This window comes from Achromobacter sp. ESBL13, from assembly GCF_036668755.1.
In the GTDB taxonomy this organism is placed as follows: domain Bacteria; phylum Pseudomonadota; class Gammaproteobacteria; order Burkholderiales; family Burkholderiaceae_B; genus Achromobacter.
In genome coordinates this window covers 75155-101422 of the sequence record NZ_JAZEVT010000002.1, presented here as the reverse complement: position 1 = coordinate 101422, position 26268 = coordinate 75155, and the positions used below count along the sequence as shown (strand labels likewise).

21 protein-coding genes are annotated in these 26268 nt (G+C 64.7%); 11 read left to right on the top strand and 10 right to left on the bottom strand.

What is annotated here, in order from left to right:
• Window positions 1-390 precede the first annotated feature (390 nt).
• The 3 genes from V6F88_RS09160 to V6F88_RS09150 are packed head-to-tail and all read right to left on the bottom strand — an operon-like array spanning window position 391 to window position 3722.
• Window positions 391-1452 (bottom strand): NAD(P)H-dependent flavin oxidoreductase, encoded by a 1062-nt coding sequence (locus V6F88_RS09160; protein ID WP_332609046.1) that lies wholly within the window; start codon window positions 1450-1452, stop codon window positions 391-393.
• Between the two features lie 17 nt (window positions 1453-1469).
• Window positions 1470-2447 (bottom strand): Bug family tripartite tricarboxylate transporter substrate binding protein, encoded by a 978-nt coding sequence (locus V6F88_RS09155; protein WP_332609045.1) that lies wholly within the window; start codon window positions 2445-2447, stop codon window positions 1470-1472.
• A gap of 24 nt (window positions 2448-2471) precedes the next feature.
• On the bottom strand, window positions 2472-3722 hold the full coding sequence (locus V6F88_RS09150) for a YbfB/YjiJ family MFS transporter (RefSeq protein ID WP_332609044.1): 1251 nt from the start codon (window positions 3720-3722) through the stop codon (window positions 2472-2474).
• Between the two features lie 64 nt (window positions 3723-3786).
• Between V6F88_RS09150 and V6F88_RS09145 the strand changes: the two genes are divergently transcribed.
• Complete coding sequence (locus tag V6F88_RS09145) at window positions 3787-4674, top strand: LysR family transcriptional regulator (RefSeq protein WP_332609043.1); 888 nt, start codon at window positions 3787-3789, stop codon at window positions 4672-4674.
• On the opposite strand, the gene V6F88_RS09140 is transcribed toward V6F88_RS09145, so the two are convergent.
• The 4 genes from V6F88_RS09140 to V6F88_RS09125 form a co-directional block, all read right to left on the bottom strand.
• Window positions 4671-5309, bottom strand: a complete 639-nt coding sequence (locus tag V6F88_RS09140; RefSeq protein ID WP_332609042.1) for an OmpW/AlkL family protein — start codon at window positions 5307-5309, stop codon at window positions 4671-4673. The two genes, V6F88_RS09145 and V6F88_RS09140, sit on opposite strands and share 4 nt — an antisense overlap.
• A gap of 244 nt (window positions 5310-5553) precedes the next feature.
• Entirely contained in the window at window positions 5554-7020 is a 1467-nt protein-coding gene (locus tag V6F88_RS09135) for a glutamate synthase subunit beta (RefSeq protein ID WP_332609040.1), read from the bottom strand.
• Window positions 7021-7028: 8 nt separating this feature from the next.
• A complete protein-coding gene (locus tag V6F88_RS09130; protein ID WP_332609038.1) occupies window positions 7029-11768 on the bottom strand; it encodes a glutamate synthase-related protein in 4740 nt (1579 codons plus the stop codon).
• 392 nt (window positions 11769-12160) lie between these two features.
• Window positions 12161-12919, bottom strand: coding sequence for a hypothetical protein (locus V6F88_RS09125; RefSeq protein ID WP_332609036.1), 759 nt, complete (start codon window positions 12917-12919; stop codon window positions 12161-12163).
• 230 nt (window positions 12920-13149) lie between these two features.
• Here V6F88_RS09125 and fghA point away from each other — a divergent pair, with 230 nt between their 5' ends.
• The 3 genes from fghA to rpoH all read left to right on the top strand — a co-directional run bounded on the left by fghA (window position 13150) and on the right by rpoH (window position 15841).
• Entirely contained in the window at window positions 13150-14016 is an 867-nt protein-coding gene (gene fghA, locus V6F88_RS09120; RefSeq protein ID WP_332609034.1) for an S-formylglutathione hydrolase, read from the top strand.
• 96 nt (window positions 14017-14112) lie between these two features.
• Entirely contained in the window at window positions 14113-14802 is a 690-nt protein-coding gene (locus V6F88_RS09115; RefSeq protein ID WP_332609032.1) for a hypothetical protein, read from the top strand.
• 118 nt (window positions 14803-14920) lie between these two features.
• Window positions 14921-15841, top strand: coding sequence for an RNA polymerase sigma factor RpoH (gene rpoH / locus V6F88_RS09110; protein ID WP_442880265.1), 921 nt, complete (start codon window positions 14921-14923; stop codon window positions 15839-15841).
• A gap of 299 nt (window positions 15842-16140) precedes the next feature.
• On the opposite strand, the gene cpdA is transcribed toward rpoH, so the two are convergent.
• Complete coding sequence (gene cpdA / locus V6F88_RS09105; protein WP_332609028.1) at window positions 16141-16977, bottom strand: 3',5'-cyclic-AMP phosphodiesterase; 837 nt, start codon at window positions 16975-16977, stop codon at window positions 16141-16143.
• Window positions 16978-17167: 190 nt separating this feature from the next.
• On the opposite strand from cpdA, the gene V6F88_RS09100 reads away from it, so the two are divergent.
• Window positions 17168-19834, top strand: a complete 2667-nt coding sequence (locus tag V6F88_RS09100) for a cation:proton antiporter (protein ID WP_332609027.1) — start codon at window positions 17168-17170, stop codon at window positions 19832-19834.
• Window positions 19835-19840: 6 nt separating this feature from the next.
• Here the strand turns inward: V6F88_RS09100 and V6F88_RS09095 are convergent, their stop codons facing one another.
• Window positions 19841-20647, bottom strand: a complete 807-nt coding sequence (locus V6F88_RS09095; RefSeq protein ID WP_332609026.1) for an NUDIX hydrolase — start codon at window positions 20645-20647, stop codon at window positions 19841-19843.
• Window positions 20648-20947: 300 nt separating this feature from the next.
• Here V6F88_RS09095 and coxB point away from each other — a divergent pair, with 300 nt between their 5' ends.
• The 5 genes from coxB to V6F88_RS09070 all read left to right on the top strand — a co-directional run bounded on the left by coxB (window position 20948) and on the right by V6F88_RS09070 (window position 25119).
• Window positions 20948-22105, top strand: coding sequence for a cytochrome c oxidase subunit II (gene coxB / locus V6F88_RS09090; RefSeq protein ID WP_039882609.1), 1158 nt, complete (start codon window positions 20948-20950; stop codon window positions 22103-22105).
• A gap of 105 nt (window positions 22106-22210) precedes the next feature.
• Entirely contained in the window at window positions 22211-23818 is a 1608-nt protein-coding gene (ctaD, locus tag V6F88_RS09085; RefSeq protein ID WP_046805293.1) for a cytochrome c oxidase subunit I, read from the top strand.
• 30 nt (window positions 23819-23848) lie between these two features.
• Window positions 23849-23974 carry a cytochrome oxidase small assembly protein gene (locus V6F88_RS09080; protein WP_046805294.1) on the top strand — a complete coding sequence of 42 codons (126 nt, stop codon included), beginning with the start codon at window positions 23849-23851 and terminating at the stop codon, window positions 23972-23974.
• Window positions 23975-23982: 8 nt separating this feature from the next.
• The gene (locus V6F88_RS09075) at window positions 23983-24207 is read left to right on the top strand and encodes a DUF2970 domain-containing protein (protein WP_006216869.1); all 225 of its coding nucleotides are present in this window, start codon (window positions 23983-23985) and stop codon (window positions 24205-24207) included.
• Between the two features lie 36 nt (window positions 24208-24243).
• Window positions 24244-25119, top strand: a complete 876-nt coding sequence (locus tag V6F88_RS09070; protein ID WP_332609025.1) for a cytochrome c oxidase subunit 3 — start codon at window positions 24244-24246, stop codon at window positions 25117-25119.
• Between the two features lie 114 nt (window positions 25120-25233).
• Here the strand turns inward: V6F88_RS09070 and V6F88_RS09065 are convergent, their stop codons facing one another.
• Window positions 25234-25434, bottom strand: coding sequence for a twin transmembrane helix small protein (locus V6F88_RS09065; protein ID WP_006216871.1), 201 nt, complete (start codon window positions 25432-25434; stop codon window positions 25234-25236).
• Window positions 25435-25470: 36 nt separating this feature from the next.
• Between V6F88_RS09065 and V6F88_RS09060 the strand changes: the two genes are divergently transcribed.
• On the top strand, window positions 25471-26268 hold the full coding sequence (locus V6F88_RS09060; protein ID WP_332609022.1) for an SURF1 family protein: 798 nt from the start codon (window positions 25471-25473) through the stop codon (window positions 26266-26268).

The window sequence follows — 26268 nt, the reverse complement described above, 5'->3', positions numbered from 1 at the left end:
GGATAACCGGGCTGCGCGGGCAAGACAGGCTGCGGCGGGAAGCGCCCGGTTACTCAGGTGCCGGGGCAAAACAGGCGATGGGCCCCAGCGGCGAGGCGCCATTGTAGCTCGACGCTTTGCAATGACAACGCAGGGGCCCGCCCGTGGAACAGTGTTTTCGGTGGCAGGGACAATCCGGGTCGCGTTTGAAGCCAGCGGGCGGCGCTTTCAGGCCGGCCGGGGCGCATCAGCGGCATCAGTCGCCCCAGTCGCCCCAGTCGCCCCAGGCGCCCCAGGCGCCCCAGGCACCCCAGGCGCCCCAGGCACCCCAGGCGCCCCAGGCACCCCAGGCGCCCCAGGCACCCCAGGGCCTGCGGCTACGTGCGCCGTCCCAGCCGCGTCAGGAGCGGATCAGGAGCGATGTCGGACGGCGGCCAGTTCGCGCGCCAGCCGGGCCACCAGCTCGGCCGTGCTTTCGCGCCGGGCCAGCGGTGCGGCCTGTCCTGCCCACAGGGACAGCACTTCAGTGTTGCCGGCCTTGCCGCCCTCGGTGCGCATGGGCCGCGTCAAGGCGTTTTGCAGCGGATACGGCAGGATGTCGGCGGCAATGGCGTCGGCGTCCCGCATGAACGTGTTGGCGATGCCGCGAGCCGGGCGGCCGGAAAATGCCCGCGTCACCCGCGACTGCTCGGACCGCGAGGCGGGCAGCAGGGCCTTGTAGGGCTCGCTGATGCCCGATTCGTTCGTCGTCAGGAAGGCCGTCCCCATTTGTGCCACGTCGGCCCCCAAGGCCAGCGCGGCTGCGATGCCACGCCCGTCCATGATGCCGCCCGAGGCGATTACCGGGATGGATACCGCGTCCGCAATCTGCGGCACCAGCGCCATCGTGCCAATCAGGGATTGTTCGAAGTCGTCCAGGAACGTGCCGCGATGCCCGCCCGCCTCCGCCCCCTGGGCTACCACCGCGTCCACGCCATCCTGCTCCAGCGTCACCGCCTCGCGCACCGTGGTGGCGGTGCCCACCGTCAGAATGCCCAGTTCGCGGCAGCGCGCCAGGACATCGCCGGCGATGCGGCCGAACGTGAAGCTGAACACCGCGGGGCGCAACCGCAGGATGGCGTCAATCTGCTCGGGCAACGGGTCCGCCTGGGGGCCGGGCGCAGCCGGGGCCGGCAGGCCCAGCTGTTCGTGGTACCGGGCCATCAACGCCAGCATGCGGTCGGTGTCACCCTGCATGGGCCGCGCTGGCACGCTGGCGAACAGGTTGATGCCGAACGGGCGGTCGGTGCGGGCACGGATGCTCTGCGCGGCGGCCTCGATCTGTGCGGGCGTCATGTAGGCCGCCCCAAGCGACCCCAGGACGCCCGCCTTGGACGCTTCGGACACCAGCTCCACCGTCGTCGCCCCGCCCGCCATGGGCGCTTGGATGACGGGAAGGTCCAGCTTCAGCAGGTCTAGCAATCGGGCGGCCATGGGGTGACTCCTTCAGGTTATTGAAGCTGGATGTTTCCAGCCTTGATGACGTGGGCCCACTTGTCGGTTTCGCTCTTGATGAAAGCCGCGAATTCCTCGGGCGTTCCGCCGCCGGCCTGGCTGCCGGTGTCGGCAATCGCCTTTTGCACATCCGGCTCTTTCAGGATGCGGTTGAACTCGGCGTTCAGCTTGGCAATGATCGGCGCGGGCGTGCCGGCCGGGGCCACAATGCCCTGCCAGTTGTAGGACTCGAAGCCGGGCAGGCCGGACTCGGCCATGGTGGGCACGTCGGGCAGCACGGCCAGGCGCTTGGCGGACGTGACCGCGATGGGGTGGATCTTGGCGCCCTGGATGGCCGGCAGCGCGGAATAGCCCATTTCGAACATCATCGAGATGTGCCCGCCCATCAGATCGGTGGCGGCCAGGCTGCCACCCTTGTAGGGCACGTGCACGATGTCGATCTTGGCCTGTTCGCGGAACATTTCGCCCGACAGGTGGTGCGCGCCGCCCACGCCGGACGAGCCAAACGACAGCTTGCCCGGCTGTTTCTTGGCCAGCGCGATCAGGTCCGCCAGCGTCTTGACCGGCAATTCGTTATTCACACTCAACACCAACGGGCTGTTCTCGATCAGCACGATCGGGGCCAGATCCTTCTGCGGGTTGTAGGGCATTTCCTTCATCAGTGACGGGTTCACCGCCATGGGCGCCAAATTGCCCGTGCCGATGGTGTAGCCGTCGGGTGCGGCCTTCGCGATCAGGTTGGTGCCGACCACGCCGCCCGCGCCCGCCTTGTTTTCCACCACGATGGGCTGGCCCAGCGATTCGCCCAGCTTGCGCGCCAGCAGACGCACGCGGGTGTCGGCAAAGCCGCCCGGCGCGTAAGGCACGATCATGGTGATGGGCTTGGCGGGCCAGTCGGCGGTCTGGGCTTGCGCGGCGCCGCTAAAGGCGGCAACGGCCGCCAGGGCAGCGATCAGGGGGCGCAGTGATTTCATGCTGGTGACTCCTCTTTCTTGTCTCTAATGTGTACAGCCCTGCGGGCCGATCGCATTATGCCCAGCGCCTTTGTCTTCTGTCGTGATTTTTCCCAAGCGCCATGCCGACACGGCCAGCAGCGCGGCCCCGCCGCCCAGCACTTGCGGCAGGCCGGCGCCCCAGTGGCCGGCCCACGATGCCAGGAGCGGCCCCAGGATCTGCCCCGCGGCAAAGGCGGCGGTCATGATGGCGGCGGCGCGGGGGGCGGCGGCGCCGGCCATGCGCCGCGCGGTCAGCATGCCGGCCTGCGTAATCACCATGAACGTGCCGCCCACCAGCAGCGCCGCCACGATCACGGCGGCGATGTGGTGCCACAGCGCGGCAGCCAGCATGCCGGCGGCCATCAGCGCCTGCGCGGCCTGCCAGACGCGCTTTTCATCGCGGGCCCGTGCCAGCCGGGGAACCAGCAGGCACGATACGGCAGCGGCCAGCCCGAACAGCGGCCATGCCCAGCCGAACACGGCGGGGTTGGCGATGACCTGCTTGGCCATGGCCGGTAGAAAGGTGGCGGGGATGATGTAGCCGATGCCGAAGACGCCGTAATGCAAGGCCAGCCGGGCGGTGACGCGGGGCACACGCGCCGGCGGGCCGGCGTGCGGCGTCGATGAGGTGGCAGGCGACGGCCGGTTCAGGCCCGGCCAGGCGATGGCGGACAAGGCCAGCGTCAGCCCGCCCAGCGCCAGCCAGGTGCCATCCGCCCGCACGCCCCAGGCCATCAGCGACAGGCAGGCCAAGCCGGTCAGCGCGATACCGGCGCCCACGCCCGCATAGGTCAGCGCCGACGCGGCCGGTTCCCGGGGATCGCCCGGCGCCACCGTCCGGCCCGCCGCGACGCAGATGAACGCGCTGGCGCTGGCATAGCCGGCGGCTAGGCGCAGGGCGCACCACAGCGCCACGTCATGCGTCAGGGGCATGGCCAGCGTCAACAGCGCCACCGCCAGCAGGCTGATGGCAAGCTGCGCGCGTACCTGACGTGCATGGCGTACGGGCCACGCCACGGCCGCCAGCGCGCCCAGCAGATACCCGGCGTAGTTGGCCGATGCAATCCAACTGCCCTGTGCCAGAGACAAACCGCCTTCCTCGGCCATCAGGGGCCAGACGGGGGTGAAGGCAAAGCGGCCGATGCCCATGGCGGCAGCCAGGGCCAGGGCGGCAGGCCAGGCCAGGCTGAGCGCGCTGCGGGTATCGGCGGCGGACACGGAATCGGAAACGGAAGGGTAAGCAGGCGTTGACATGGGCCTACTCTACGGCTGTACTTATATCTTTAATAGTGAATTATTAAGAACATAGGTTCTTGAAATGAGAAACTTGGATCTCGATGCGTTGCAGATTTTCAAGGCCGTGGCCGACCAGGGTGGCGTCGCGCGCGCGGCCCTGCACCTGAACCGGGTGCAGTCCAATGTGTCCACGCGCCTGAAGCAGTTGGAGGCTTCATTGAACGCCCCGCTGTTTCGGCGCCAGAATCGCCGGCTGGTGCTGTCGGACCAGGGCCGCGTGCTGCTGTCCTATGCCGACCGGCTGCTGCGATTGTCGGACGAAGCGCAAGCCGCCGTGCGCGACGGCGCCCCGCAGGGCGTGCTGCGCATCGGCACCATGGAAAGCACAGCGGCCGCGCGCCTGCCGCCGATCCTGGCGTCCTATCACGCGGCGTGGCCGCAAGTGGGTATTGAACTGGTCACCGGCACGTCGGGCGCATTGGCCGCGCAGGTGCGCAATTACGAAATTGAAGCGGCGTTTGTTGCCCAGCCGTTTCCGGCAGAGGGTCTGTCTACCCTGGACGCCTTCCAGGAAACCCTGGCATTGATATCGCCCCTGGCATGGGGGCCCATCGGCAACGCGCGCGACCTTGGCGACCGCACCGTCATCGCGTTCGCGGCAGGGTGTTCGTACCGCCGCATCCTGGAATCGTGGCTGCACCACGAAGGCGTGGCGCCGGGCAGGGTGATGGAGTTTGCGTCGTATCACGCCATCGTGGCGTGTGTGGCGGCGGGCTCGGGCGTGGCCATCGTGCCGCGCTCGGTCTTGGCGGTGCTGGGGGCGGAGCATTCCGTCCACGTCAGCGCACTGACGGGCCCTTACGCTACCGCCGTGACGCAGCTGGTCTGGCGCGCGGACGACGATACGCCCGCGTTGCAGGCCTTGCGCCTGCAATTGCAGACGCCGGGCCGCACAACAACATCCGCTTAGAAGCGGTAGCCGACGCCCAGCGTCGCCACCCACGGGTCGATGCGAGCCGTGCCGATGTGTTGGCCGTCCAGCTTCACCTTCGACTTGATGTCGATGTAGCGGATGTCGGCGTTCATGAACCAGCGTTCGTTGATCTTGAAGTCCGCGCCCAGTTGCGCGGCCACGCCCCACGAATCGCCCATCTTCAGGTCGGAACCCTTCAGCGCGCCTTCGGCCTTGGTGTCGAAGAAGTGCGTGTAGTTGAGGCCCACGCCGATGTACGGCTGGATCATGCTGTCGGGCAGGATGTGCCATTGCAGGCTTAAGGTCGGGGGCAGTTGCTTGCTGGAGCCGATCTTGCCCAAACCGCTGCCGCTGACGTCGTGCTGGAACGGCCATGCGCCCAGCAGTTCGATGCCGATGTTGCGCGTCACCATGTAGCCCAGCGTGAAGCTCGGGCGCACGTTGTTGTTCGCATCCAGCTTGACGCTGCCGTCCAGCACCGTGCCGTTGTTGGAAGAGGGCCGCACCTGCGTCACGCCCACTCGGAACAGCACGTCGCCCGCTTCGTGCGCATGCGCCGGCGTGGCAAGTGCGCCGGCGGCGGTCAGTGCGGCGATGGCGGTGGCGCGGATACGCCCGTTCAGCGAAAACATTTTTCTTCTCCGATCTTTCCGTAAGGTGAGACCACAGGTTCTCAGACCCGGCCCAAGGCCAGATTGATGTGTGTCAAACCGTTAAAAGATGCGGAACCCGCCGTGGTGGCGCGGCAACAGCGGGGCGCTGTCGATGCGATGTCGTTCGGCGTTTTCAATAGCATTCGCCGCCTTGGCGCAAAGGGCGCGAAGGCGGCGAATGGGTCGTGCGTGGGGCCCGCGAGTGTCTTGCGATGCCGGAAGATCAGCGCGGCAGTTCGGTGCTGCCCATCAGGAACTCGTCCACCGAGCGCGCGCACTGGCGGCCTTCGCGGATGGCCCAGACCACCAACGACTGGCCCCGGCGCATGTCGCCCGCGGCAAAGATCTTTTCGACGTTGGTGCGGTAGTCGTCGGTGTTGGCGCGCACATTGCCGCGCGCATCGCGATCCACGCCGAACGCATCCAGCACCGTTTGCACCGGCGATACGAAGCCCATGGCCAGCAGCACCAGATCCGCCTTGATCTCGAATTCCGAGCCCTCGACTTCGCGCATCTTCATCTGGCCGGTGGCTTCGTCCTTGAACCACTCGACGCGCGCGCCGACCAGCTTTTCGACCTTGCCGTTGCTGCCCTTGAGCAGCTTGGTGGTCACGGACCAATCGCGCTCGCAGCCTTCTTCGTGCGAGGACGACGTGCGCATCTTCAGCGGCCAGTACGGCCACGTCATCGTCTTGTTCTCGGACTCGGGCGGCTGCGGCATCAACTCAAATTGCGTGACCGATGCAGCGCCATGGCGGTTGCTGGTACCCACGCAATCCGAACCGGTATCGCCGCCGCCGATCACGACCACGTGCTTGCCCTTGGCCAGCGTCTGGTTCGTCAGGCGGTCACCGGCGACTGCCTTGTTCTGCTGGCGCAGGAAGTCCATGGCGAAATACACGCCCGACAGCTCGCGGCCGGGAACCGGCAGGTCACGCGGCGTTTCCGAACCGCCCGTCATGACGATGGCGTCGAATTCCGCCTTCAGCGATTCCGGCGTGCGCACCGTCAGGCCATCGGCCACGGGGTCTTTCGGATTGCCGATGTAGGTGGACGGCGCGAACTCAACGCCTTCCGCTTCCATCTGCGAAATGCGGCGATCGATCTGGTGCTTTTCCAGCTTGAAGTCGGGGATGCCGTAACGCAGCAGGCCGCCGATGCGGTCGCTCTTTTCGAACAGCGTCACCGAGTGGCCGGCGCGCGCCAGTTGCTGCGCGCACGCCATGCCGGCGGGGCCGGAGCCCACCACGGCGACCTTCTTGCCCGTCTTGCGGGCCGGCACTTGCGGCGCCACCCAGCCTTCTTCCCAGCCCTTGTCGATGATCGCGTGTTCGATGGACTTGATGCCCACGGCGTCGCTGTTGATGTTCAAGGTACAGGCGGCCTCACACGGGGCCGGGCAGATGCGGCCCGTGAATTCCGGGAAGTTGTTGGTGGAGTGCAGCACGTCCAGCGCGCGGCGCCAATCCTGCTTGTACACCAGGTCATTCCAGTCGGGGATGATGTTGTTGACCGGGCAGCCGTTGTTGCAGAACGGGATGCCGCAGTCCATGCAGCGCGCGGCTTGCTGCTTGGCCTGATCATCGGTCAGGTGCAGCACGAATTCGCGCCAGTTCTTCAGCCGCTTCTGCGGGGCCTCGGAGGCCTCTTGCAGACGCTGAAATTCCATAAAGCCAGTTATCTTTCCCATGGTATCCCTCACGCAGCCAGTTGTTGCTGGTTGGCTGCACGCCACATTTCACCCAATGCGCGACGGTAGTCCGTCGGCATGACCTTTACGAATTTGCCGCGCGAGGCTTCCCAGTCGCCCAGGATCTCGCGGGCGCGGTAGCTGCCGGTGTAGCGGAAGTGGTCTTCCACCAGGCGGCGCAGGATGGTTTCATCCGTCTCGCGTTCGCCACCGCGCTGCGCGCTGTGCCAGATGTCGATGTTGTTCAGCGCTTGCTGTTCCGAGTGCGGCGCCACGCCTTCCAGTTCAACCATCGACAGGTTGACGCGATGCTTGAGCGTGCGCTCGGGGTCCCACACGTAGGCCACGCCGCCCGACATGCCGGCCGCGAAGTTGCGGCCCGTGGCCCCCAGCACAACGACCGTGCCGCCCGTCATGTATTCGCACCCGTGGTCGCCCGTGCCTTCGACAACCGTCGCCGCGCCCGAGTTACGCACCGCGAAACGTTCGCCGGCCACGCCGTTGAAGAACGCCTCGCCCGCCAACGCGCCGTACAGCACGGTGTTGCCGGCAATGATGTGGTCGGGGCCGAAGCCGCGGAAGTCATTGGGCGAGCGCACGATGATGCGGCCGCCCGACAAGCCCTTGCCGACGTAGTCGTTGCCTTCGCCCACCAGGTCCATCGTGATGCCGTGCGCCAGGAACGCGCCGAAGCTTTGGCCGGCGGTGCCGTTGCACTGGATGTGGATGGTGTCGTCGGGCAGGCCGTCGTGGCCGTAGCGCGAGGCCACGGCGCCCGACAGCATGGCGCCGATCGTACGGTTGCGGTTGCGCACCGGCACGATGAACGACACCTTTTCGCCGCGTTCCAGCGCGGGGCGGCTGCGGTCGATCAACTGATGATCCAGCGCGCCGGCCAGGCCGTGGTCCTGCTCTTCGGTCTGACGCACGTCGGCGTCGGATTGCGTTTGGTGGAACACGCGGGCGAAGTCCAGTCCTTGCGCCTTCCAGTGCTCAACGCCCGAACGCATGTCCAGCAGATCGGCGCGGCCGATCAGGTCGTCGAACTTGCGGATGCCCAGCTGCGCCATGATTTCGCGCACTTCTTCGGCAATGAAGAAGAAGAAGTTGACGACGTGTTCCGGCTTGCCCTGGAATTTCTTGCGCAGGACCGGGTCTTGCGTGGCCACGCCCACCGGGCAGGTGTTCAGGTGGCACTTGCGCATCATGATGCAGCCTTCGACAACCAGCGGCGCGGTGGCGAAGCCAAATTCATCGGCGCCCAGCAGCGCGCCGATGACGACGTCGCGGCCGGTCTTCATCTGGCCGTCGGCCTGCACGCGGATGCGGCTGCGCAGGCGGTTCAGCACCAGCGTCTGCTGCGTTTCGGCCAGGCCCAGTTCCCAGGGCGTGCCCACGTGCTTGATGGACGACACCGGCGATGCGCCCGTGCCGCCGTCATGGCCGGCGATCACAACGTGATCGGCCTTGGCCTTGGCGACACCGGCGGCCACCGTGCCCACGCCCACTTCGGACACCAGCTTGACCGACACCGACGCCTTGGAATTCACGTTCTTCAGGTCGTGGATCAGCTGGGCCAGGTCTTCAATGGAATAGATGTCGTGGTGCGGCGGGGGCGAAATCAGGCCCACGCCCGGCACGGAATAACGCAGCTTGGCGATGTATTCCGACACCTTGTGGCCGGGCAGCTGGCCGCCTTCGCCGGGCTTGGCGCCCTGCGCCATCTTGATCTGGATCTGGTCGGCGGACGACAGGTATTCGGCGGTCACGCCGAAACGGCCCGAGGCCACCTGCTTGATCTTCGAACGCAGCGAATCGCCCTTCTTCAACACGACATCGGCTTCGATGCGGTCCGAGCCCAGCAGCGAGGCCAGCGTGTCGCCGTCCTTGATGGTGCTCTTGCCTTCGCGCATTTCGGCGCGGTAGCGCAGTTCGTCTTCGCCGCCTTCGCCGGTGTTGGACTTGCCGCCGATGCGGTTCATGGCCACGGCCAGCACCGAGTGCGCTTCGGTCGAGATCGAGCCCAGCGACATGGCGCCGGTGGCAAAGCGCTTGACGATGTCCTTGGCGGGTTCGACGTCATCCAGCGGGATGGCGCGCGACGGGTCGAAGCGGAATTCGAACAGGCCGCGCAGGGTCATGTGGCGACGGCTCTGGTCGTTGATGATCTGCGCGTATTCCTTATAGGTGCGGTAGTTGTTGGCGCGCGAGGCGTGCTGCAACTTGGCGATGGAATCCGGCGTCCACATGTGCTCTTCGCCGCGCACGCGATAGGCGTATTCGCCGCCGGCTTCCAGGTCGTTGGCCAGCACCGGGTCGGTGCTGAACGCCGCGCGGTGCTGACGCAGCGCTTCTTCGGCCACCTGGAAGATGCCGATGCCTTCAATGTTGGACGAGGTGCCGGTGAAGTACTTGTTCACCAGGTTGCTTTGCAGGCCCACGGCTTCGAAGATCTGCGCGCCGGTGTAAGACATGTAGGTCGAGATGCCCATCTTGGACATGACCTTGTTCAAGCCCTTGCCGATGGCCTTGATGAAGTTCTTCACGGCCTTTTCGGGGTCATTCATCTTGCCCAGCGATTCCAGCGCCAGGTAGGGGTGAATGGCCTCGGCACCGTACCCGCCCAGCAGCGCGAAGTGGTGCACTTCACGCGCGGACCCGGTTTCCACGACCAGGCCGGTATTGGTGCGCAGGCCGGCGCGGATCAGGTGCTGGTGCACGGCCGACGTTGCCAACAGGGCGGGGATGGCCACGCGTTCGCTGTCGACCAGGCGGTCCGACACGATCAGGATGTTGTAGCCGCTTTGCACGGCATCGACGGCGCGCGCGCACAGCGCGGCCACGCGGGCTTCAATGCCCTCGGGGCCCCAGGCGGCGGGGTACGTGATGTCCAGTTCGAAGCTGCGGAATTTCTTGCCCGTGACCTGCTCGATGTCGCGGATCTGCGCCATGGCGGCAAAGTCCAGCACCGGCTGGGACACTTCCAGGCGCAGCGGCGGGTTGACGTTGTTGATGTCCAGCAGGTTGGGCTTGGGGCCGATGAACGACACCAGCGACATCACCAGCTGTTCGCGGATGGGGTCGATGGGCGGGTTCGTGACCTGCGCGAACAACTGGCGGAAATAGTTGTAGAACGGCTTGGCGCGGTCGGACAGCACGGCCAGCGGGGCGTCATTGCCCATCGAGCCGATGACTTCCTCGCCGGTGGACGCCATGGGTTCCAGGATGAACTTGTAGTCTTCCTGGGTCCAGCCGAATGCCTGCTGGCGGTCCAGCAACGACACGGACGACTGCGTGGCGACGGCGGCCTGGCGCGGGGCCGGCAGCGATTCCAGCTTGATCTGCAGGCGCTCGATCCATTGGCGGTACGGGCGGCTGTTGGCCAGTTGCAGCTTGATTTCGGCGTCGTCGATGATGCGGCCCTGTTCCAGGTCGATCAAGAACATCTTGCCCGGCTGCAAACGCCACTTCTTGACGATGCGGTTCTCGGGAATCGACAGCGTGCCGGCTTCGGACGCCAGGATGACCATGTCGTCATCGGTGACCAGATAGCGGGCGGGGCGCAGGCCGTTGCGGTCCAGCGTGGCGCCGATCTGGCGGCCGTCGGTGAACGCGACGGCGGCGGGGCCGTCCCACGGCTCCATCATGGCGGCGTGGTATTCGTAGAACGCGCGACGGGACTCGTCCATCTGCGTGTGCTGTTCCCAGGCTTCCGGGATCATCATCATCATGGCGTGCGCCAGGGAATAGCCGGAATTGACCAGCAGTTCCAGGCAGTTGTCGAACGTCGCGGTGTCCGACTGGCCTTCATAGACGATGGGGTACAGCTTTTTCAGGTCGTCGCCCAGCACGGCCGACTGCATCATGCCTTCGCGGGCGCGCAGCCAGTTGAAGTTGCCCTTGACCGTGTTGATTTCACCGTTGTGCGCAATCATGCGGTACGGGTGGGCCAGCGGCCAGGCGGGGAACGTGTTGGTCGAGAAGCGCTGGTGCACCAGCGCCAGGGCGGACACCGTGCGGGTATCGGCCAGGTCGCGGTAGTAGCGGCCCACCTGGTCGGCCAGCAGCAGGCCCTTGTAGACCACCGTGCGCACCGATGCGGACGGCACGAAGTATTCCTTGCCGTGGGCCAGATGCATGTTCTGGATGGCGTGGCTGGCCGTCTTGCGGATCACGTACAGCTTGCGTTCCAGCGCGTCGGGCACCATCACGTCGGCGCCGCGGCCGATGAACAGCTGGCGGATGACCGGTTCGCAATCGCGCACCGTGGGTGACATGGGCATGTCGACGTCCACCGGCACATTGCGCCAGCCCAGCACCACCTGGCCTTCGGCGCGAACCGAGCGTTCCAGCTCTTGTTCGCAAGCCAGGCGCGAGGCGGTTTCCTTGGGCAGGAACACCATGGCCACGCCGTATTCGCCCGGGGGCGGCAGGATGATGCCTTGCTGGCTGAGCTCGTCGCGATAAAGCGTGTCGGGAATCTGGATCAGAATGCCCGCGCCGTCGCCCATCAGCTTGTCGGCACCGACAGCGCCGCGGTGGTCCAGGTTTTCAAGGATCTTCAGACCCTGCTGGATGATCGCGTGGCTTTTCTTGCCCTTGATGTGTGCAACGAATCCGACGCCACAGGCGTCATGTTCGTTCTTGGGGTGGTACAGGCCCTGAGCTGCCGGGAAACCAATGCGCGAAGCATCGATCGGGGTGGCCTTGGGCGTGGAACAGGATTCGGGGGGGGTAATTTGGGGCATGGCGCGCTCCGCAGTGGGCCTGCGTCGTAATGTTGCAGTGCAGGAGTCGGACAATACCCCCGCCGCCAGTAGGGCGCAACAGAAACATAGGGGGTGCGACCCTATTTATATCGATGCGCCGTCATAGGGCACAAATATAGGGACGCTTCAACGCCCGCGCCGTTATTGGCCTGGCAGGGGGCGGTATAGAGGAGGCGTTTCGAGCATGCACCTGAATTGGGCAAAATCTCGTTATGTGTCCCCGTTTATCGGCTGCGATGGCCTGGGGAAATCGGGCTGAGGCGTGGTGTGGAAATCGCACTTTCGCGTGTCGCAAAAAGTGCACAAGGGCAGCCTGCGGCGCACGGGCGGCCCACAAGAAAAAACCCGCCGGGTAGCGGCGGGTTCGTTTATCAGGAAGAGCTTTGCCCGGAACCGGGTGGCGGCGGCGGGGACGGCGTGTCCGACTCTGTCGTTGTTGCGGGCTTCTTGCGCGGCCGACCGCGCTGGCCGGGGGCCACGCGTCTGCTGGCCGTATGCGCCAGGCTGGCAATGAAGCTGGGGCCGCCCAATGCCCATTGGCCAGAGACGGCCTGATCGATGCGCTGCGATTCTTCGCGCGACAGGCCGTCTTGCAAGCGCTTGCGGTAATTAGCCTGACGGTCGAAGGGCGTGTTGCCGCAAGCCCAGTAGTCAGCGTGATCGGACTGCCACTGCGCCGGCGCGGCATGGGTATTGCCCGTATGGCTGGACGCGGACGACCAGGGCCAGGAATCCGGATCTTGCGATGCGCCGCTGCGCACGGGATACGTCTCCAGCCAGACCAGCGCGGGCAGCACCCACGCGCCCGGTTCCAGCAGCGCGGATCGGTAACGCCCCGCGAAGACCCGGCCGCCGCGCAGCCGCGCCGCCAGGTTGCGGCCCAGCGTCTGCATCAAGCGCGGCAGGCCTTCTTCGTCAGCGGGAGTGGCCAGCAGCAGGATGCGGTCATTGGCCAGCAACCAGCCATGAACCGACACCCGATGGCGTTGAGCAGATTCGCCCAGCCAGGTGGCCAGTTGGTTCAGGATATCGGCCGGGGCGGGCTGAGACGGCGCCGCCAACGGCGAAATGAAATTGGCCTGCACCAGTTGGGGCAGCCCAGGGGCGTACAGACGGGGCAGACGGGCCATAGTGTCAGGGCTTGCGTATCTGGAAGAACGGGTTGTCTTCGCTCACGGTATATAAATAGTGCCACGGTGGGCGCTGGTCAAGTCCCGTGATCACAATATGGGCACGGATTCGGGTTTTTTTGTCGTCCGGCCTGTATGCACAGCAGGTTAACATTCGGCGACGGAACGTCGTACCGTGGATATACCCTAACCCGTCGACGAATTTTTCATCCCCCGACCGGAGAACGTCCATGCCCGTGGCCCTGGAGCTTATTTCCCAGCATCGCTGTTTTGGCGGTACGCAGCGGTACTACCGCCACGAGTCCACGCAGATCGGCCTGCCGATGCGATTTTCGGTCTTCGTTCCGCCGCAAGCGGATGCCGGCCCCGTGCCAGTACTGTTCTATCTGGCGGGTCTGACCTGCACGGAAGAAACGTTCATGATCAAAGCCGGGGCCCAGCGGCTGGCCGCGGAACTTGGCGTCATGCTGGTTGCGCCCGACACCAGCCCGCGCGGCGCCAACGTGCCCGGCGAAGAAGAAAGCTGGGACTTGGGCACCGGCGCGGGCTTCTATGTCGACGCCGTGACGCCGGCCTGGCGCGATCACTACCGCATGTACAGCTACGTGACCGACGAACTGCACGCCATCGTCACGGGCGACACGCTGCCCGGCGATGCATCGCGCACCGGTATCTTTGGCCACTCCATGGGCGGCCATGGCGCGCTGGTGCTGGCGCTGCGCAACCCCGGCAAGTTTCGCTCGGTGTCAGCCTTCGCGCCGATCGCTGCGCCCAGCCTGTGCCCCTGGGGCAAGAAGGCATTCGCCGCCTACCTGGGCGGCAACGAAACGGATTGGGCCGCCTATGATGCCTCGGTCCTGATGCGCGGCTTGAAGCAGCCTTTTCCCGCCGGCATCCTGATCGACCAGGGCGAATCAGACCAATTCCTGGTCGACCAGTTGTATCCCGAGGTATTTGAAGCCGCCTGCGCAGCGGCCGGCCAGCCCCTAACGCTGCGTCGCCAACCGGGCTACGACCACGGCTATTACTTCATCTCGACGTTCATCGAGGATCACATCCGGTTTCACGTCGAACGCCTTGGAAAACCGGCGGCTTAAAGCCACGCTTTTATACTGAAAGGCCCGCTGCGGTGGGCTCGCGGCGCCCTGCGCGCGTCGGGCTGTAACCTGCGGCGCCCCATAGGAACCCGTCATTTGATCAACGGCCTCGCCCCTTTTGTCTGGATTTTGCTGGGCGCCGTCGTCGTCCTGCTACCCGGCCTTGTCATGCTGCTTGGACGGGGCGGACCCCGCGACGAGCGCGGCCGCAAGGTCTTCCAGTTCCGGCCGGTGCGCCGGCTGTTCGGCCTGATGCTGGTGCTGCTGGGGTGTGTGTCCGGGCTGCTGGCCCTGTCGCTGGTGCAGTTTTTCAGGCTGACCGCGGACGAATCCGTGGCCCGCGTTGAAGTCCGGCAGCAGGCCGAGGGGCAGTTTCAGGTCACCACCGACGCGCCCGGCGTGGGCCCCAAGCAGTACGTTCTATATGGCGATCAGTGGCAGATCGATGCCCGCGTCGTACGCTGGCGTCTGCCGGCGTTGATGGCAGGCGTACCGCCGCTGTATCGCCTGGAGCGCTTGTCGGGAAGATATAGCGACGTCGCCCGCGAGGTCTCGGCCACGCGCTCCGTCCACGCCTTGGACGACTGGCCCGCGCCTGATTTGGGGTCGCTGAAAAAGAGTTTTCCGAACTGGTTCCCCTTTGTGGATGTCCAATTCGGAAGCGGCGCATACATGCCCCTGTTCGACGGCGCGAAGTACCAGGTGTTCATGGACCCGCGCGGCGCCTTGTTCATCCGCCCGGACGGCGACGCCACGGCCGAGGGCTTGAAACGCCTGGGCTGGTAGTACCCGCCCCGCCGCCCTTGCTGCGGAAACAAACAGGGACGGGTTTCAAAGTGGAAACTTTGATGCGTCGCAATAGTCGAATTAGCACTCCCTTTACTAGAGTGCTAACATCGAATCCATGTCGTTACCCCTTCGCTTTCCGGAGACCCCCGCTATGAAACAACCCAGTACCTCGTTGGCCGCTTCCGGCAACGCTCTGGCGTTGGCCATTGCCAATCCGGGCGCACTTGGCACGATCGACGCGTATATTTCTTCGGTCAACCGCCTGCCGGTACTGTCGGCCGAGCGTGAAACCGAGCTGGGCCGTCGCCTGCGCGACCAGGAAGACCTGGGCGCTGCGCGTGAATTGATTCTGTCGCACCTGCGCCTGGTGGTGTCGGTGGCGCGCCAATACCTGGGCTACGGCCTGCCGCATGCCGACCTGATCCAGGAAGGCAACGTTGGCCTGATGAAAGCCGTGAAGCGTTTCGACCCCGAGCGCGGCGTGCGCCTGGTGTCGTTTGCCGTGCACTGGATCAAGGCCGAAATCCACGAATACATCATCCGCAACTGGCGCCTGGTGAAGGTCGCCACCACCAAGGCGCAGCGCAAGCTGTTCTTCAACCTGCGCAGCATGCGTCCCGATGGCCAGACGCTGGACCCCGATCAGGTTGACCACATCGCGCGCGAACTGAACGTGCGTCGCGAAGACGTCAGCGAAATGGAAGTGCGTCTGTCGGGCCGCGAAATGTCACTGGAAAACCAGGACGACGATGACGACAGCTATGCGCCCATCGCCTACCTGTCCGACGACGGTCGCCAGGAACCCACGCGCGTGCTGGAACGCGCCGCGCGCGACGAGCTTCAAAGCACCGGTTTGAACGGCGCGCTCGAGGCGCTGGACGCCCGCTCGCGCCGCATCGTCGAAGCCCGCTGGCTGCAAGATGACGGTGGCGCCACGCTGCACGAACTGGCACAAGAGTTCGGCGTATCGGCCGAACGCATTCGCCAGATCGAAGCCGCCGCGCTGAAGAAAATGCGCGGCAACCTGGCTGCCTGATCCGCCGGTGCTGCATACAAAGGGCCGCTTATGCGGCCCTTTTCTTTTGCGCGGCGCCTGGCATTCACGGCGCCGCCACTGCGACGGTGCCCGGCCTGCAAAATAACTTGATACAAATTACCCGCTGAATTTCGGGGTCTTCCAGAAACTTAATAAAGCGTGCGCCGACTAACTTCATGTAGACCGCGAACTTTGGTTAGCAGTCTTGCCATCCGTCTCGGCTTCTCCTCTTTCCCCTCCCCTATGAGACGGATGCTTGCGGGGCACCACATATATTCGTATATCTGGTGCCCCGATTTTTATGCGGCCTGCGCGTTATCCGCCGCAAGGGCCGTATGCCACAGCGCGTCCTGCACGCGACGCACGCCGGTGGCCATCGACCCGTCCTGATAAAGCTTGATCCAGCGATAACCCGGCGCCAGGTTGTCCACCACATGCTTGCCGTCGCGGATGCTGAACTGAAAGCAGGTCGACGGCGTGGCCAGCATGCGCAGGTTGTGACGACGACGGTCGAATTCGTGATGCACGTGGCCCCACAGCAGCACGCGCGCCTGTGGCCATCGGGTCAGGCGCTTGAATAGCGCCTGCGGGTTGTCGATCATCATCGAGTCATGCCAGTGGCTGTCCATCTGCATCGGGTTGTGATGCATGGCGATCAAGGTGTGGCGTCCGGGCGCCTCGGCAAGCGCGGCTTCCAGCATGTCCAGCTGGCTGTCGGGAAGATGGCCGGCATTGGAGCCGGGCACGGTGGTGTCCAGTGTGACGACGCGCCATGCGCCCACGTCCGTAACCGGTGTGGACCATTGGGGCAGTTCCTGCCGCATCACGGCGGGCTGGTCGTGATTGCCCGGCAGGCAGCGGATCTGCGCGCCGGACAGCACGCTTGCGTGGCTCAGAATCGCCGCAAACCGCCGATAAGCCGCGGCCTCGCCGTCCTGGGACAAGTCGCCCGTGGCCAGCAATAGATCAGGGCGTTTGCCGTCGGCTTCAATCTGGCGCAGCACGGCGCGCAGGCTCGCGTCGGTATTGACGCCCAGCATCGACGTGTCGGGCTCGCCGAACAGATGGCTGTCGGTCAACTGGACAAGCATGGCGGGCGCGTCGTGACGCCGGGCCAAAGAATGGACGCGTGGCAAGTGCCGCTCCTGTGGGGGTTTTGCACGTTTGAACATTACCCAAAAAACATGGCGCGACGCGTTTCTGCCTACGCAAGCCGGGTAACGAAACGTGCATTCTCTACGATTCCCTACAGGTTCCTGCCCGGTGTCTGCCGAAAATGCCGCTATTCTTGTGAAACTTTTCACTGTTTGCGACTCGGCGCCATCCATGGATGTAGGTTTTCTTGTGTTCGGCCTGGCCGGACTGCTCACTCTGGTTTGCTTCATGCCGCCGTTGGCGGGCCGCCTCAAGCTGCCCTACTCGGTGCTGTTGGCTATCGTCGGTTGCTTGTTGGGTATTGTGATCCACGTGCACGGCTGGGCGCCCAGCTGGATCGCCGACTTCCTGGATTCGCTGGAACGCTTCGAGATTTCGTCCGAAACCTTCCTGATGGTGTTCCTGCCGGTACTGTTGTTCGAAACCGCGCTGTCCATGAACGTGCGCCGGTTGATGGACGACATCGGACCCATTCTGATGATGGCCATCGTGGCCGTCGTGGTGTGTACCGTGGTGGTGGGCGTGACGCTGGACGCGATCTCGCCCTACGGCCTGGTGGTATGCCTGCTGCTGGGCGCCATTGTGGCCACCACCGACCCGGTTGCCGTGGTTGGCATTTTCCGAGAGGTGGGCGCGCCCAAGCGCCTGACCACACTGGTCGAAGGCGAAAGCCTGTTCAACGATGCCGCGTCCATCGCCCTGTATTCCGTGCTGCTGGCGGTTCTGAGCGGTCACGGCGAGCTCACCGTCAGCGGCATCTTCAACGACTTCATCGTGCACTTCATCGGGGGCGGCGTGGCCGGCTTTGCGATGGGGCGGCTGGCCTGCTTCCTGTTTGCCTGGTTGCGGGGCTTCCCCACGGCCGAAATCACGCTGACGTTGACGCTGGCCTACTTGTCCTTCTTCATTTCGGAACACTATCTGAACGTCTCGGGCGTGGTCGCGACCGTGATCGCGGGGCTGGTCGTGGGGTCCACCGGCCGCACACGCATGTCGCCCACCACCTTCGAATACCTGTCCAGCGCGTGGGAACAGTTCGGCTTCTGGGCCAATTCCCTGATTTTCCTGTTCGCGGCCATGCTCATCCCCAAGCTGATGGCGGCCGCCGATTGGCAGGAACTGGTGCTGGTGGCCGTGGTGTTCGTCGCCACCCTGGTGGCGCGCGCCATTGTCGTATTCGGCCTGTTGCCGCTGCTGGGGCTGACCCGGCTGGGCACCAAGGTCAGCAACCCCTACAAAGTAGTGATGTTGTGGGGCGGGCTGCGCGGCGCCGTGTCGCTGGCGCTGGCGCTGGCCGTAACCGAGCAGACCGGCGTGCCCGAAGAGGCGCGCCAGTTCATCGCGGTGGCCACCACCAGTTATGTGCTGCTGACGCTGTTCATCAACGGCATCAGCCTGCGGCCGCTGATCCGCATGCTGGGCCTTAACCAGCTGTCGCCGGTGGAACGCACCATCCGCAACCAGGCGCTGGCCGTGGCCCTGGAGGACCTGCAAGGCAAGACGGAGGAAGTCGCCAAGACCGAGCACATCGGCACGGAAGTGCGCGACCGCATCCGCGCCGTGTTCGACGCCAGCCTGACCAGCGTGCACGACGGCCAGGTCAGCCAGATGAGCGACGAGCAGCGCGTGTCCGTGGGCCTGGCCATCGTGGCGCAGCGTGAAGAGGAAATGTTCTTCGACATCCTGAAAGCGCAGATCGTGGATTGGCGCATGGCCGAAACGTTGCTGGCACGGGCCGAGCGTCTGGAAGACGCCATCCGGCTGGGCGGTGTGCCCGGCTTCGAGCGCGCCATCGTGCAGGACGTGCGCTATTCCACCGGCTTCCGGCTGGCGTTGCGGATGCACTATCTGTTTGGCTTCCAGGGCTGGTTGGCGCGCGAACTGGGGCAACGGTTCGCCAACTTGATGAGCAAGCGTTCGGTGGCGCAGCGGCTGATCGTTTTTGCGCGCGAACAGATCACGCCCCTGTTGGGCGAAGAGGCCACGCAGCGCATCGTGGCGCTGCACCAGCGCAGGCTGGACCTGGTCGAAAGCGCCATGCAGGCGCTGAACCTGCAATACCCGTCGTATGCGCAATGGTTGCAGGAAAGCTATCTGGGCCGCGTCGCGCGGGAGCTTGAACGCATCCGCTATCGCGACATGCTTGAGCAGTTTCTGATCAGCGGCGAGGTCTACGCAGACTTGATGGCGCAGTTGAAAAGCCGTTGGGCGCACATCGACACGCACCCGCCCCTGGATATTGAAATGAGCGCGGCCGAACTCATCAAACGCGTGCCGCTGTTCGAGGGCCTGTCGCCCGATTCGCTGCGCGCCATCAGCAAGCTGCTCAAGCCGCGCCTGGCGCTGCCCGACCAACGGGTGCTGACCAAGGGCCGGCATGGCGAGGAAATGTGCTTTGTGGCGTCGGGCGCCGTGGCGGTGCACCTGCCCGACAACACCATGATCGAACTGGGCAGCGGCGAGTTCTTTGGCGAACTGGGGCTGCTGGGCGAACAGCAGATCACGCCCGAAGTTACGTCGCTGGGCTACAGCAAGCTGCTGATGCTGACATCGCGCGACTTCCACGCCCTGCTGGCGCGCGATGAGCATCTGCGCGAGCGGATCCAGGTGGTCGCCAAGCAGCGGCTGCGCGCCATCGAAGTGTGGAAGCAGTTCTCGCAGGCGTCTCAGGCAGCGGCCACGCCATCGCCCGCGCCCGCTTCGGCACCCAGCCCGGCGCAGGCGGCTGAAGCGGCCGAGGCGGCCGGCGCCGCCCGCGAAGCACGCCAGGATGATGAGGCCGGCATGCGCATGCCGGGCGAACCGGCGGCCGATGCCCCCGGGGCCGCGTCCCGCTAAGCCAGGTCAGATCTGGCCGGCGGCGCGGCGTTGCATGATGTCTTCGACAATCACCAGCGCCGCCTCAAGCGTGAATTCGCCTTCTTCGACCTGACGCAGCACGGTGGCCACATCCAGCGTGGCAATGTCCATGACTTCGCCGTCCCGGTTGGCGGGGCGTGCATCGGCGGCCAGCACGCAGGTGCTGGTCAGCACGTCTTCCACCTGATAGCCCTCGGGCAGCCGGCGGTGAATGCGCAGGATGGTGCGCAGCGGCGTGCGCCTGGCCAGATGGTGCGGGTCCAGGCCGGCTTCCTCGCCGCATTCGCGCACCAGCGCCAGCTCCAGGTCTTCGCCGCTACCGGCCAGCCCGCCGACCAGGGTGTCCCACATACCGGGATCGGTGGACTTGCTTAACGCGCGTCGCGCGACCCACATGCGGCCGTCCGGCGTCCACGCGCTCAGGTGCACGGCGTGCGTCAGCAGGCCCAGCGGGCGCACCGCCGCCCGTTCGATCACGCCGACGGGTTCGTTGCCGTCCATCACGTCCAGCAGTTCGTCGCGCCAGCCGCGCAAGCAGTTGGCTTGACGCAACAGTTGTGCGGTGTTTTCCAGCACGGCGTTCAACTCCGCGCCGGGTTTCAGGTGCGCGCCGATGTGCAGCGCGGCCTCGTCGCAGACGACGCCGGGGGCATCGCGCAAGGCATCGCAGGCCGCATGCGTGGCCCAGCCGCAGCGCCGGCCCGCCACATATAAAACGTGCGCGCCGTCGGGGGCGGGTTGCTGTGCGCGGGCGCACAGGTCGGCATACAGATCGGACAACTGCTTGGGCATCGTGGCGTGTCGTGATGAGGGTGGCGACGATTTTATGCCACACGGTTTGCAGCGCGCGTCAAGGGTCGAACGCGGGGCGAGCGCAGATGGGGGCAGGCCCCTTTTATTCAAGAGGCTTGTCTTACATCTATTTGCGTGTCCGCTATAATCCGCCAGTTTCTTTGTGATTTCGAGTGGGAACGCGGGGGCCGCTCTATCTCCCTGCTTAACCCTGCCATCTAATAATTGCGCGTAGTCCTGTTGAAGTGACACTCGTGCCACTAGGCGACAAGGGCCCTCGCGCCGTGTTTCGAGGTAAGCATGAAGAAGTGGAGAGGGATACTGGGGGCTTGTGCGATGCTGATTGGCAGCGTGGCCGGTGCTCAGGTGCAAGACATGCCCGGCGGCCCGAAGGTCAATCAGCTGAACCTGCATGAAGGCGTGACCGCAATATCACGCGACATCATGTGGCTGCATTGGATGCTGCTCACGATCTGTATCGTGATCTTCATCGGTGTGTTCGGGGTGATGTTCTATTCCATCTGGGCGCACCGCAAATCACGCGGGCACAAAGCGGCGACCTTCCATGAGCATCTGGGCGTGGAAGTCGCCTGGACGGTCATCCCTTTCATCATCGTCATCGCCATGGCCTTGCCGGCCACCAAGACGGTGGTGGCCATGAAGGACACCTCAAGCGCCGACCTCACCATCAAGGTCACCGGCTATCAATGGAAGTGGGGCTACGAATACCTCGACGGTTCCGCCGCCGGGGTCAAGTTCCTGTCCACGCTGTCCACGCCCCGCGCGCAGATCGAGAACCGCGAGCCCAAGGGCGAGTTCTATCTGATGGAAGTGGACAACCACATGGTGGTGCCGGTGGACAAAAAGGTCCGGGTCGTGCTGACCGCGGCCGACGTGATCCACTCGTGGATGATCCCGGACTTCGGCGTCAAGCAGGACGCCATCCCCGGCTTCCTGCGCGACGCCTGGTTCCGTGCCGACACCCCGGGCATCTACCGGGGTCAGTGCGCCGAACTGTGCGGCAAGGACCACGCCTTCATGCCCATCGTTGTCGAAGTCCTGGCGCAAGCCGATTACGATAAGTGGGTTGAAGACCAAAAGAAGAAAATGGCGGCAAACGCCGACGATCCTAATAAAGAGTGGACGGAAGCCGAATTGGTTGCCCGTGGCGAAAAAGTCTTCGCCGCCAATTGCGTAGCCTGTCACCAGGCCAACGGCAAGGGCATCCCGGGCAGCTTCCCACCGCTTGACGGAGACAAGGTTGTTCTGGGTCCCAAGGCGGACCAGATCAATACCGTGCTCAAGGGCAAGCCCGGCACCGCGATGGCGGCATTCGGCGGGCAGCTCAATGATGTCGAGATCGCAGCGGTCATCAGCTATACACGCCATGCCTGGAGCAATGCAGGCAAGGGGCAGGACCCGACGGTTCTACCGAAGGACGTTGCGGCCGCGCGTTGATCGCGCAGCCCTACGCCCTACACCGATAGAACCGGTTCCGTTTAGTTAGAGATACCCTGCCGGTCCCGTGGATCGGGGCCGGCACTCAGCAGGAAGGAGTCCATCATGAGCAGCGTCACTGTAGACCACGTGTCGCCGGGCCACGGCCACGGTCACGATGACCATCACCACGCCATGCCTTCGGGTTGGCGTCGCTGGCTTTTCGCCACGAACCATAAAGACATCGGGACGATGTATCTCATCTTCTCGTTTGCCATGTTGCTGGAAGGCGGCACGCTAGCCTTGCTGCTGCGTACCGAATTGTTCGAGCCGGGCCTGCAGTTCTTCCGCCCCGAATTGTTCAACCAGTTCACCACCATGCACGGCATCATCATGGTGTTCGGCGCCATCATGCCGGCCTTCGTGGGCTTTGCGAACTGGATGATCCCGATGCAGATCGGCGCATCCGACATGGCGTTCGCGCGCATGAACAACTTCAGCTTCTGGCTGCTGCCGGTGGCCGCGATCATGCTGACGGCGTCGTTCTTCGTGCCGGGCGGCGCCACCGCCGCCGGCTGGACGCTGTACGCGCCGTTGTCGTTGCAGATGGGGCCGGGCATGGACCTGGGCATTTTCGCGATGCACTTGATGGGCGCGTCCTCGATCATGGGCGCGATCAACATCATCGTGACCATCCTGAACATGCGCGCGCCCGGCCTCACGCTGATGAAGATGCCGCTGTTCTGCTGGACCTGGCTGATCACCGCGTTCCTGCTGCTGGCCGTGATGCCGGTGCTGGCCGCCGCCATCACCATGGTTCTGACCGACCGCCACTTCGGCACGGGCTTCTTCAACGCCGCCGCCGGTGGCGACCCGGTTCTGTACCAGCACGTGTTCTGGTTCTTCGGGCACCCCGAGGTCTACATCATGATCTTGCCGGCGTTCGGTATCGTGTCGGCCATCGTGCCCGCGTTCGCCCGCAAGAAGCTGTTCGGCTACGCCTCGATGGTGTACGCCACTGCGTCGATTGCCGTGCTGTCGTTCATCGTGTGGGCTCACCACATGTTCACGACGGGCATGCCGGTGACGGGCCAGCTTTACTTCATGTACGCCACCATGCTCATCTCCATCCCGACCGGGGTGAAGGTGTTCAACTGGGTCGCCACCATGTGGCGCGGTTCCATGACGTTCGAAACGCCGATGCTGTTCTCGATCGGCTTCATCTTCGTGTTCACCATGGGCGGCTTCACCGGCTTGATCCTGTCGGTGGCGCCCATCGACATCCAGGTGCACGACACCTATTACGTGGTGGCGCACTTCCACTACGTGCTGGTGGCCGGTTCGCTGTTCGCGCTATTCGCCGGCGCTTACTACTGGGTGCCGAAGTGGACGGGCCGCATGTACAGCGAAAAGCTGGGCAAGCTGCACTTCTGGTCCACGCTGATTTCCTTCAACGTGACTTTCTTCCCCATGCACTTCCTGGGGCTGGCGGGCATGCCGCGTCGCTACGCCGATTACGCCGCGCAATTCACGACCTTCCACCAGATGGCCACCATTGGCGCGTTCTGGTTCGGCCTGTCGCAGCTGATCTTCCTGTGGGCGATCATTCGTTGCTACATGGGCAAGGGTGAACCGGCGGCCGCCAAGCCATGGGAAGGTGCCGAAGGGCTGGAATGGACGGTGCCTTCGCCCGCCCCGTTCCACACCTTCGAAACCCCGCCCGAAGTGAAGTAAACCGTCTTCCACGATCCAGGTAGCACAGCAATGACTCCCGAGCAGCGCCGCCGTAACAAGATTGCAGGATGGGTCCTCGTGGCCTTTGTCATTGCCGTGTTCGGCTGGACCGTGTTTCGCGGTTCGGCGCTGCTGACGGGCAACGCGGTCGGTTAGGCCCCTCCATGAGCGACGACCTGCACGAAACCTCACGCCGCAAGCTCAGTTTCCTTCAGACGATGAAGGCGGTGGCGTGGGGGTTCTTTGGCGTACGCAAGGGCGCGGGCTACCGGGAAGACAGCGCCAAGCTGAACCCGGTGCACGTGATTCTGGCTGGGCTGCTGGCGGCGGCAATCTTCGTGACTGTGCTGGTATTAATTGTGCGTTGGGCCGTTTCCAGCCTGACTTGAATCACTTAAATCTAAATCTGTACCAGGGAGAAAGCCATGAGTGCAAGCCACTCGGTTCAAGGTAAAGAGGCACCGTACTACTTTGTGCCCGCCGACTCGGGGCACCCCGTGCGTACGGCGGTGGCGCTGCTGTTCATGGGGCTGGGCGCCGCGGCCTGGATCAACGGCGTCAGCTGGGCAAAATGGTCCGTGCTGGCGGGCTTTATCGGTTTGATCGTGGTGCTGTATTACTGGTTTGGCGACGCCATCCAGGAATCCGAAGCCGGCCTGAACAGCAAGCGCATCGACGGCTCGTACCGCTGGGGCATGAGCTGGTTCATTTTCTCGGAAGTGATGTTCTTCGCGGCGTTCTTTGGCGCCCTTTGGTACACCCGAACCGTCACCACGCCGTGGCTGGGCGACATCGACCACCGTCTGATGCTGTGGCCCGACTTCAAGGCCGCGTGGCCCAACTTCGGACCGGCCGGCGTAGTCGAAGAGTTCCAGACGGTTGGCCCGTTCTGGCTGCCCACGATCAACACCGCGCTGCTGCTGTCCTCGGGCGTCACGCTGACCATCGCCCACCATGCGCTGCGCGAAAACCATCGTGGCAAGACGATGTTCTGGCTGGCCGCCACGGTCATCCTGGGCTTTATCTTCGTGGCCTGTCAGGCCGCCGAATACCATCACGCCTACACCGAACTGAACCTGAAATTCAATTCGGGCGCGTACGGTTCGCTGTTCTACATGTTGACCGGTTTCCACGGCTTCCACGTGATCCTGGGCGCCACCATGCTGACGGTGATCCTGGTGCGCCTGATGCGCGGGCACTTTACCGCCGATCATCACTTCGGCTTTGAAGGGGCCGCGTGGTACTGGCACTTTGTGGACGTGGTGTGGCTGGGCCTGTACCTGTTTGTGTACTGGTTCTAGGCCTGCGGCGCCGCAAGTTGGGCGCCGCGCGGGAACTCCAGGGCGATAACCCTGTCGATTAACGCGCGGCGCCCGATTCCTTTTCGGGGCTTGCCGCACGCCATGGGCCGCGCGTCAGCGCAGGCCCGTGCTCTCGATCCAGCCCATGTGGTGGGCGAAAAGCACAAACAGAAACAGGGCAACCGATAGCCCGATGCGCACGGTCAGCGCATTGACGGTGCGGCTGGTGGACCCTTTGTCCCGCATCAGATAGACCAGGGCGGATGCCAGACTGGCCAGAATTCCGATGAAGGCCAGTACGACGAAAACGCGCATGGTGGTCTCCGGACAAAACAGAGTTAGCAACGATACATGGCCCGACCGCATTCAACCCGCAACACCATTGCCGCCTTGATCTTGCTTGGCATTGCCGTGGTGATTCTGGCGTCGCTCGGGCAGTGGCAGTTGCGTCGCAGCGATGAGCGACGCGCCATTCTGGCCGCTATCGAAGCGGGCCGCAAGCAAGCGCCGGTGATGCTGACGCCCGCCACGCCGTCCGATGACCTGACGCCGTGGCGTGTGGCGCAGGCCACGGGCGCGTGGCTGCCGCAATTCAGTGTACTGCTGGACAATCGCAACCACGAAGGGCGGCCGGGCTACTGGCTGGCTACCCCGCTGCTGCTGGATGGGGCGTCGCGCCAAGCCGTGCTGGTGCTGCGCGGCTGGCTGCCCCGCGTCATGCCGGGCCAGGGCGAACCCGCGCTGCCCGCTACGCCTCAGGGCTCGCAGACCATCACCGGCGAAATGGCTGAACGCGTGCCCCGCATGTTCGAATTGTGGTCGCTGGGCGGGCAGGACCAATCCGCCCTGCCCGCCACGTGGTCCGTCACGGGCGGCAAGTTGCCGCAGGTCCAGAACTTGCCGCTGGATGCCTATGCCCGCGCGACGGGGCTGCACCTGCTGCCCGTCGTGCTGACCCAGACCGGCCAGAACGGCGCCGACGGCCTGGTGCGTGACTGGCCGCAGCCGCCGGTGGATTTTCAGAAAAACACGTCGTACGCCGTGCAGTGGTTTGCGTTTGCTTCAATTGCCGCCATCGCATGGCTGGTGGTGCTGGGGGGCGCCATCAAGCGCATGCGCCAGCGCGCGGGACAAGGTCCAAAGCCTTGA

Excerpts from the sequence above, each read along its gene's own strand:
- V6F88_RS09160 (WP_332609046.1), bottom strand. The coding sequence starts at position 1,452 with ATGGCCGCCCGATTGCTAGACCTGCTGAAGCTGGACCTTCCCGTCATC.
- V6F88_RS09155 (WP_332609045.1), bottom strand. The coding sequence starts at position 2,447 with ATGAAATCACTGCGCCCCCTGATCGCTGCCCTGGCGGCCGTTGCCGCC.
- V6F88_RS09150 (WP_332609044.1), bottom strand. The coding sequence starts at position 3,722 with ATGTCAACGCCTGCTTACCCTTCCGTTTCCGATTCCGTGTCCGCCGCC.
- V6F88_RS09145 (WP_332609043.1), top strand. The coding sequence starts at position 3,787 with ATGAGAAACTTGGATCTCGATGCGTTGCAGATTTTCAAGGCCGTGGCC.
- V6F88_RS09140 (WP_332609042.1), bottom strand. The coding sequence starts at position 5,309 with ATGTTTTCGCTGAACGGGCGTATCCGCGCCACCGCCATCGCCGCACTG.
- V6F88_RS09135 (WP_332609040.1), bottom strand. The coding sequence starts at position 7,020 with ATGGGAAAGATAACTGGCTTTATGGAATTTCAGCGTCTGCAAGAGGCC.
- V6F88_RS09130 (WP_332609038.1), bottom strand. The coding sequence starts at position 11,768 with ATGCCCCAAATTACCCCCCCCGAATCCTGTTCCACGCCCAAGGCCACC.
- V6F88_RS09125 (WP_332609036.1), bottom strand. The coding sequence starts at position 12,919 with ATGGCCCGTCTGCCCCGTCTGTACGCCCCTGGGCTGCCCCAACTGGTG.
- fghA (WP_332609034.1), top strand. The coding sequence starts at position 13,150 with ATGCCCGTGGCCCTGGAGCTTATTTCCCAGCATCGCTGTTTTGGCGGT.
- rpoH (WP_442880265.1), top strand. The coding sequence starts at position 14,921 with ATGTCGTTACCCCTTCGCTTTCCGGAGACCCCCGCTATGAAACAACCC.
- V6F88_RS09100 (WP_332609027.1), top strand. The coding sequence starts at position 17,168 with ATGGATGTAGGTTTTCTTGTGTTCGGCCTGGCCGGACTGCTCACTCTG.
- V6F88_RS09095 (WP_332609026.1), bottom strand. The coding sequence starts at position 20,647 with ATGCCCAAGCAGTTGTCCGATCTGTATGCCGACCTGTGCGCCCGCGCA.
- coxB (WP_039882609.1), top strand. The coding sequence starts at position 20,948 with ATGAAGAAGTGGAGAGGGATACTGGGGGCTTGTGCGATGCTGATTGGC.
- ctaD (WP_046805293.1), top strand. The coding sequence starts at position 22,211 with ATGAGCAGCGTCACTGTAGACCACGTGTCGCCGGGCCACGGCCACGGT.
- V6F88_RS09080 (WP_046805294.1), top strand. The coding sequence starts at position 23,849 with ATGACTCCCGAGCAGCGCCGCCGTAACAAGATTGCAGGATGGGTCCTC.
- V6F88_RS09075 (WP_006216869.1), top strand. The coding sequence starts at position 23,983 with ATGAGCGACGACCTGCACGAAACCTCACGCCGCAAGCTCAGTTTCCTT.
- V6F88_RS09070 (WP_332609025.1), top strand. The coding sequence starts at position 24,244 with ATGAGTGCAAGCCACTCGGTTCAAGGTAAAGAGGCACCGTACTACTTT.
- V6F88_RS09065 (WP_006216871.1), bottom strand. The coding sequence starts at position 25,434 with ATGCGCGTTTTCGTCGTACTGGCCTTCATCGGAATTCTGGCCAGTCTG.
- V6F88_RS09060 (WP_332609022.1), top strand. The coding sequence starts at position 25,471 with ATGGCCCGACCGCATTCAACCCGCAACACCATTGCCGCCTTGATCTTG.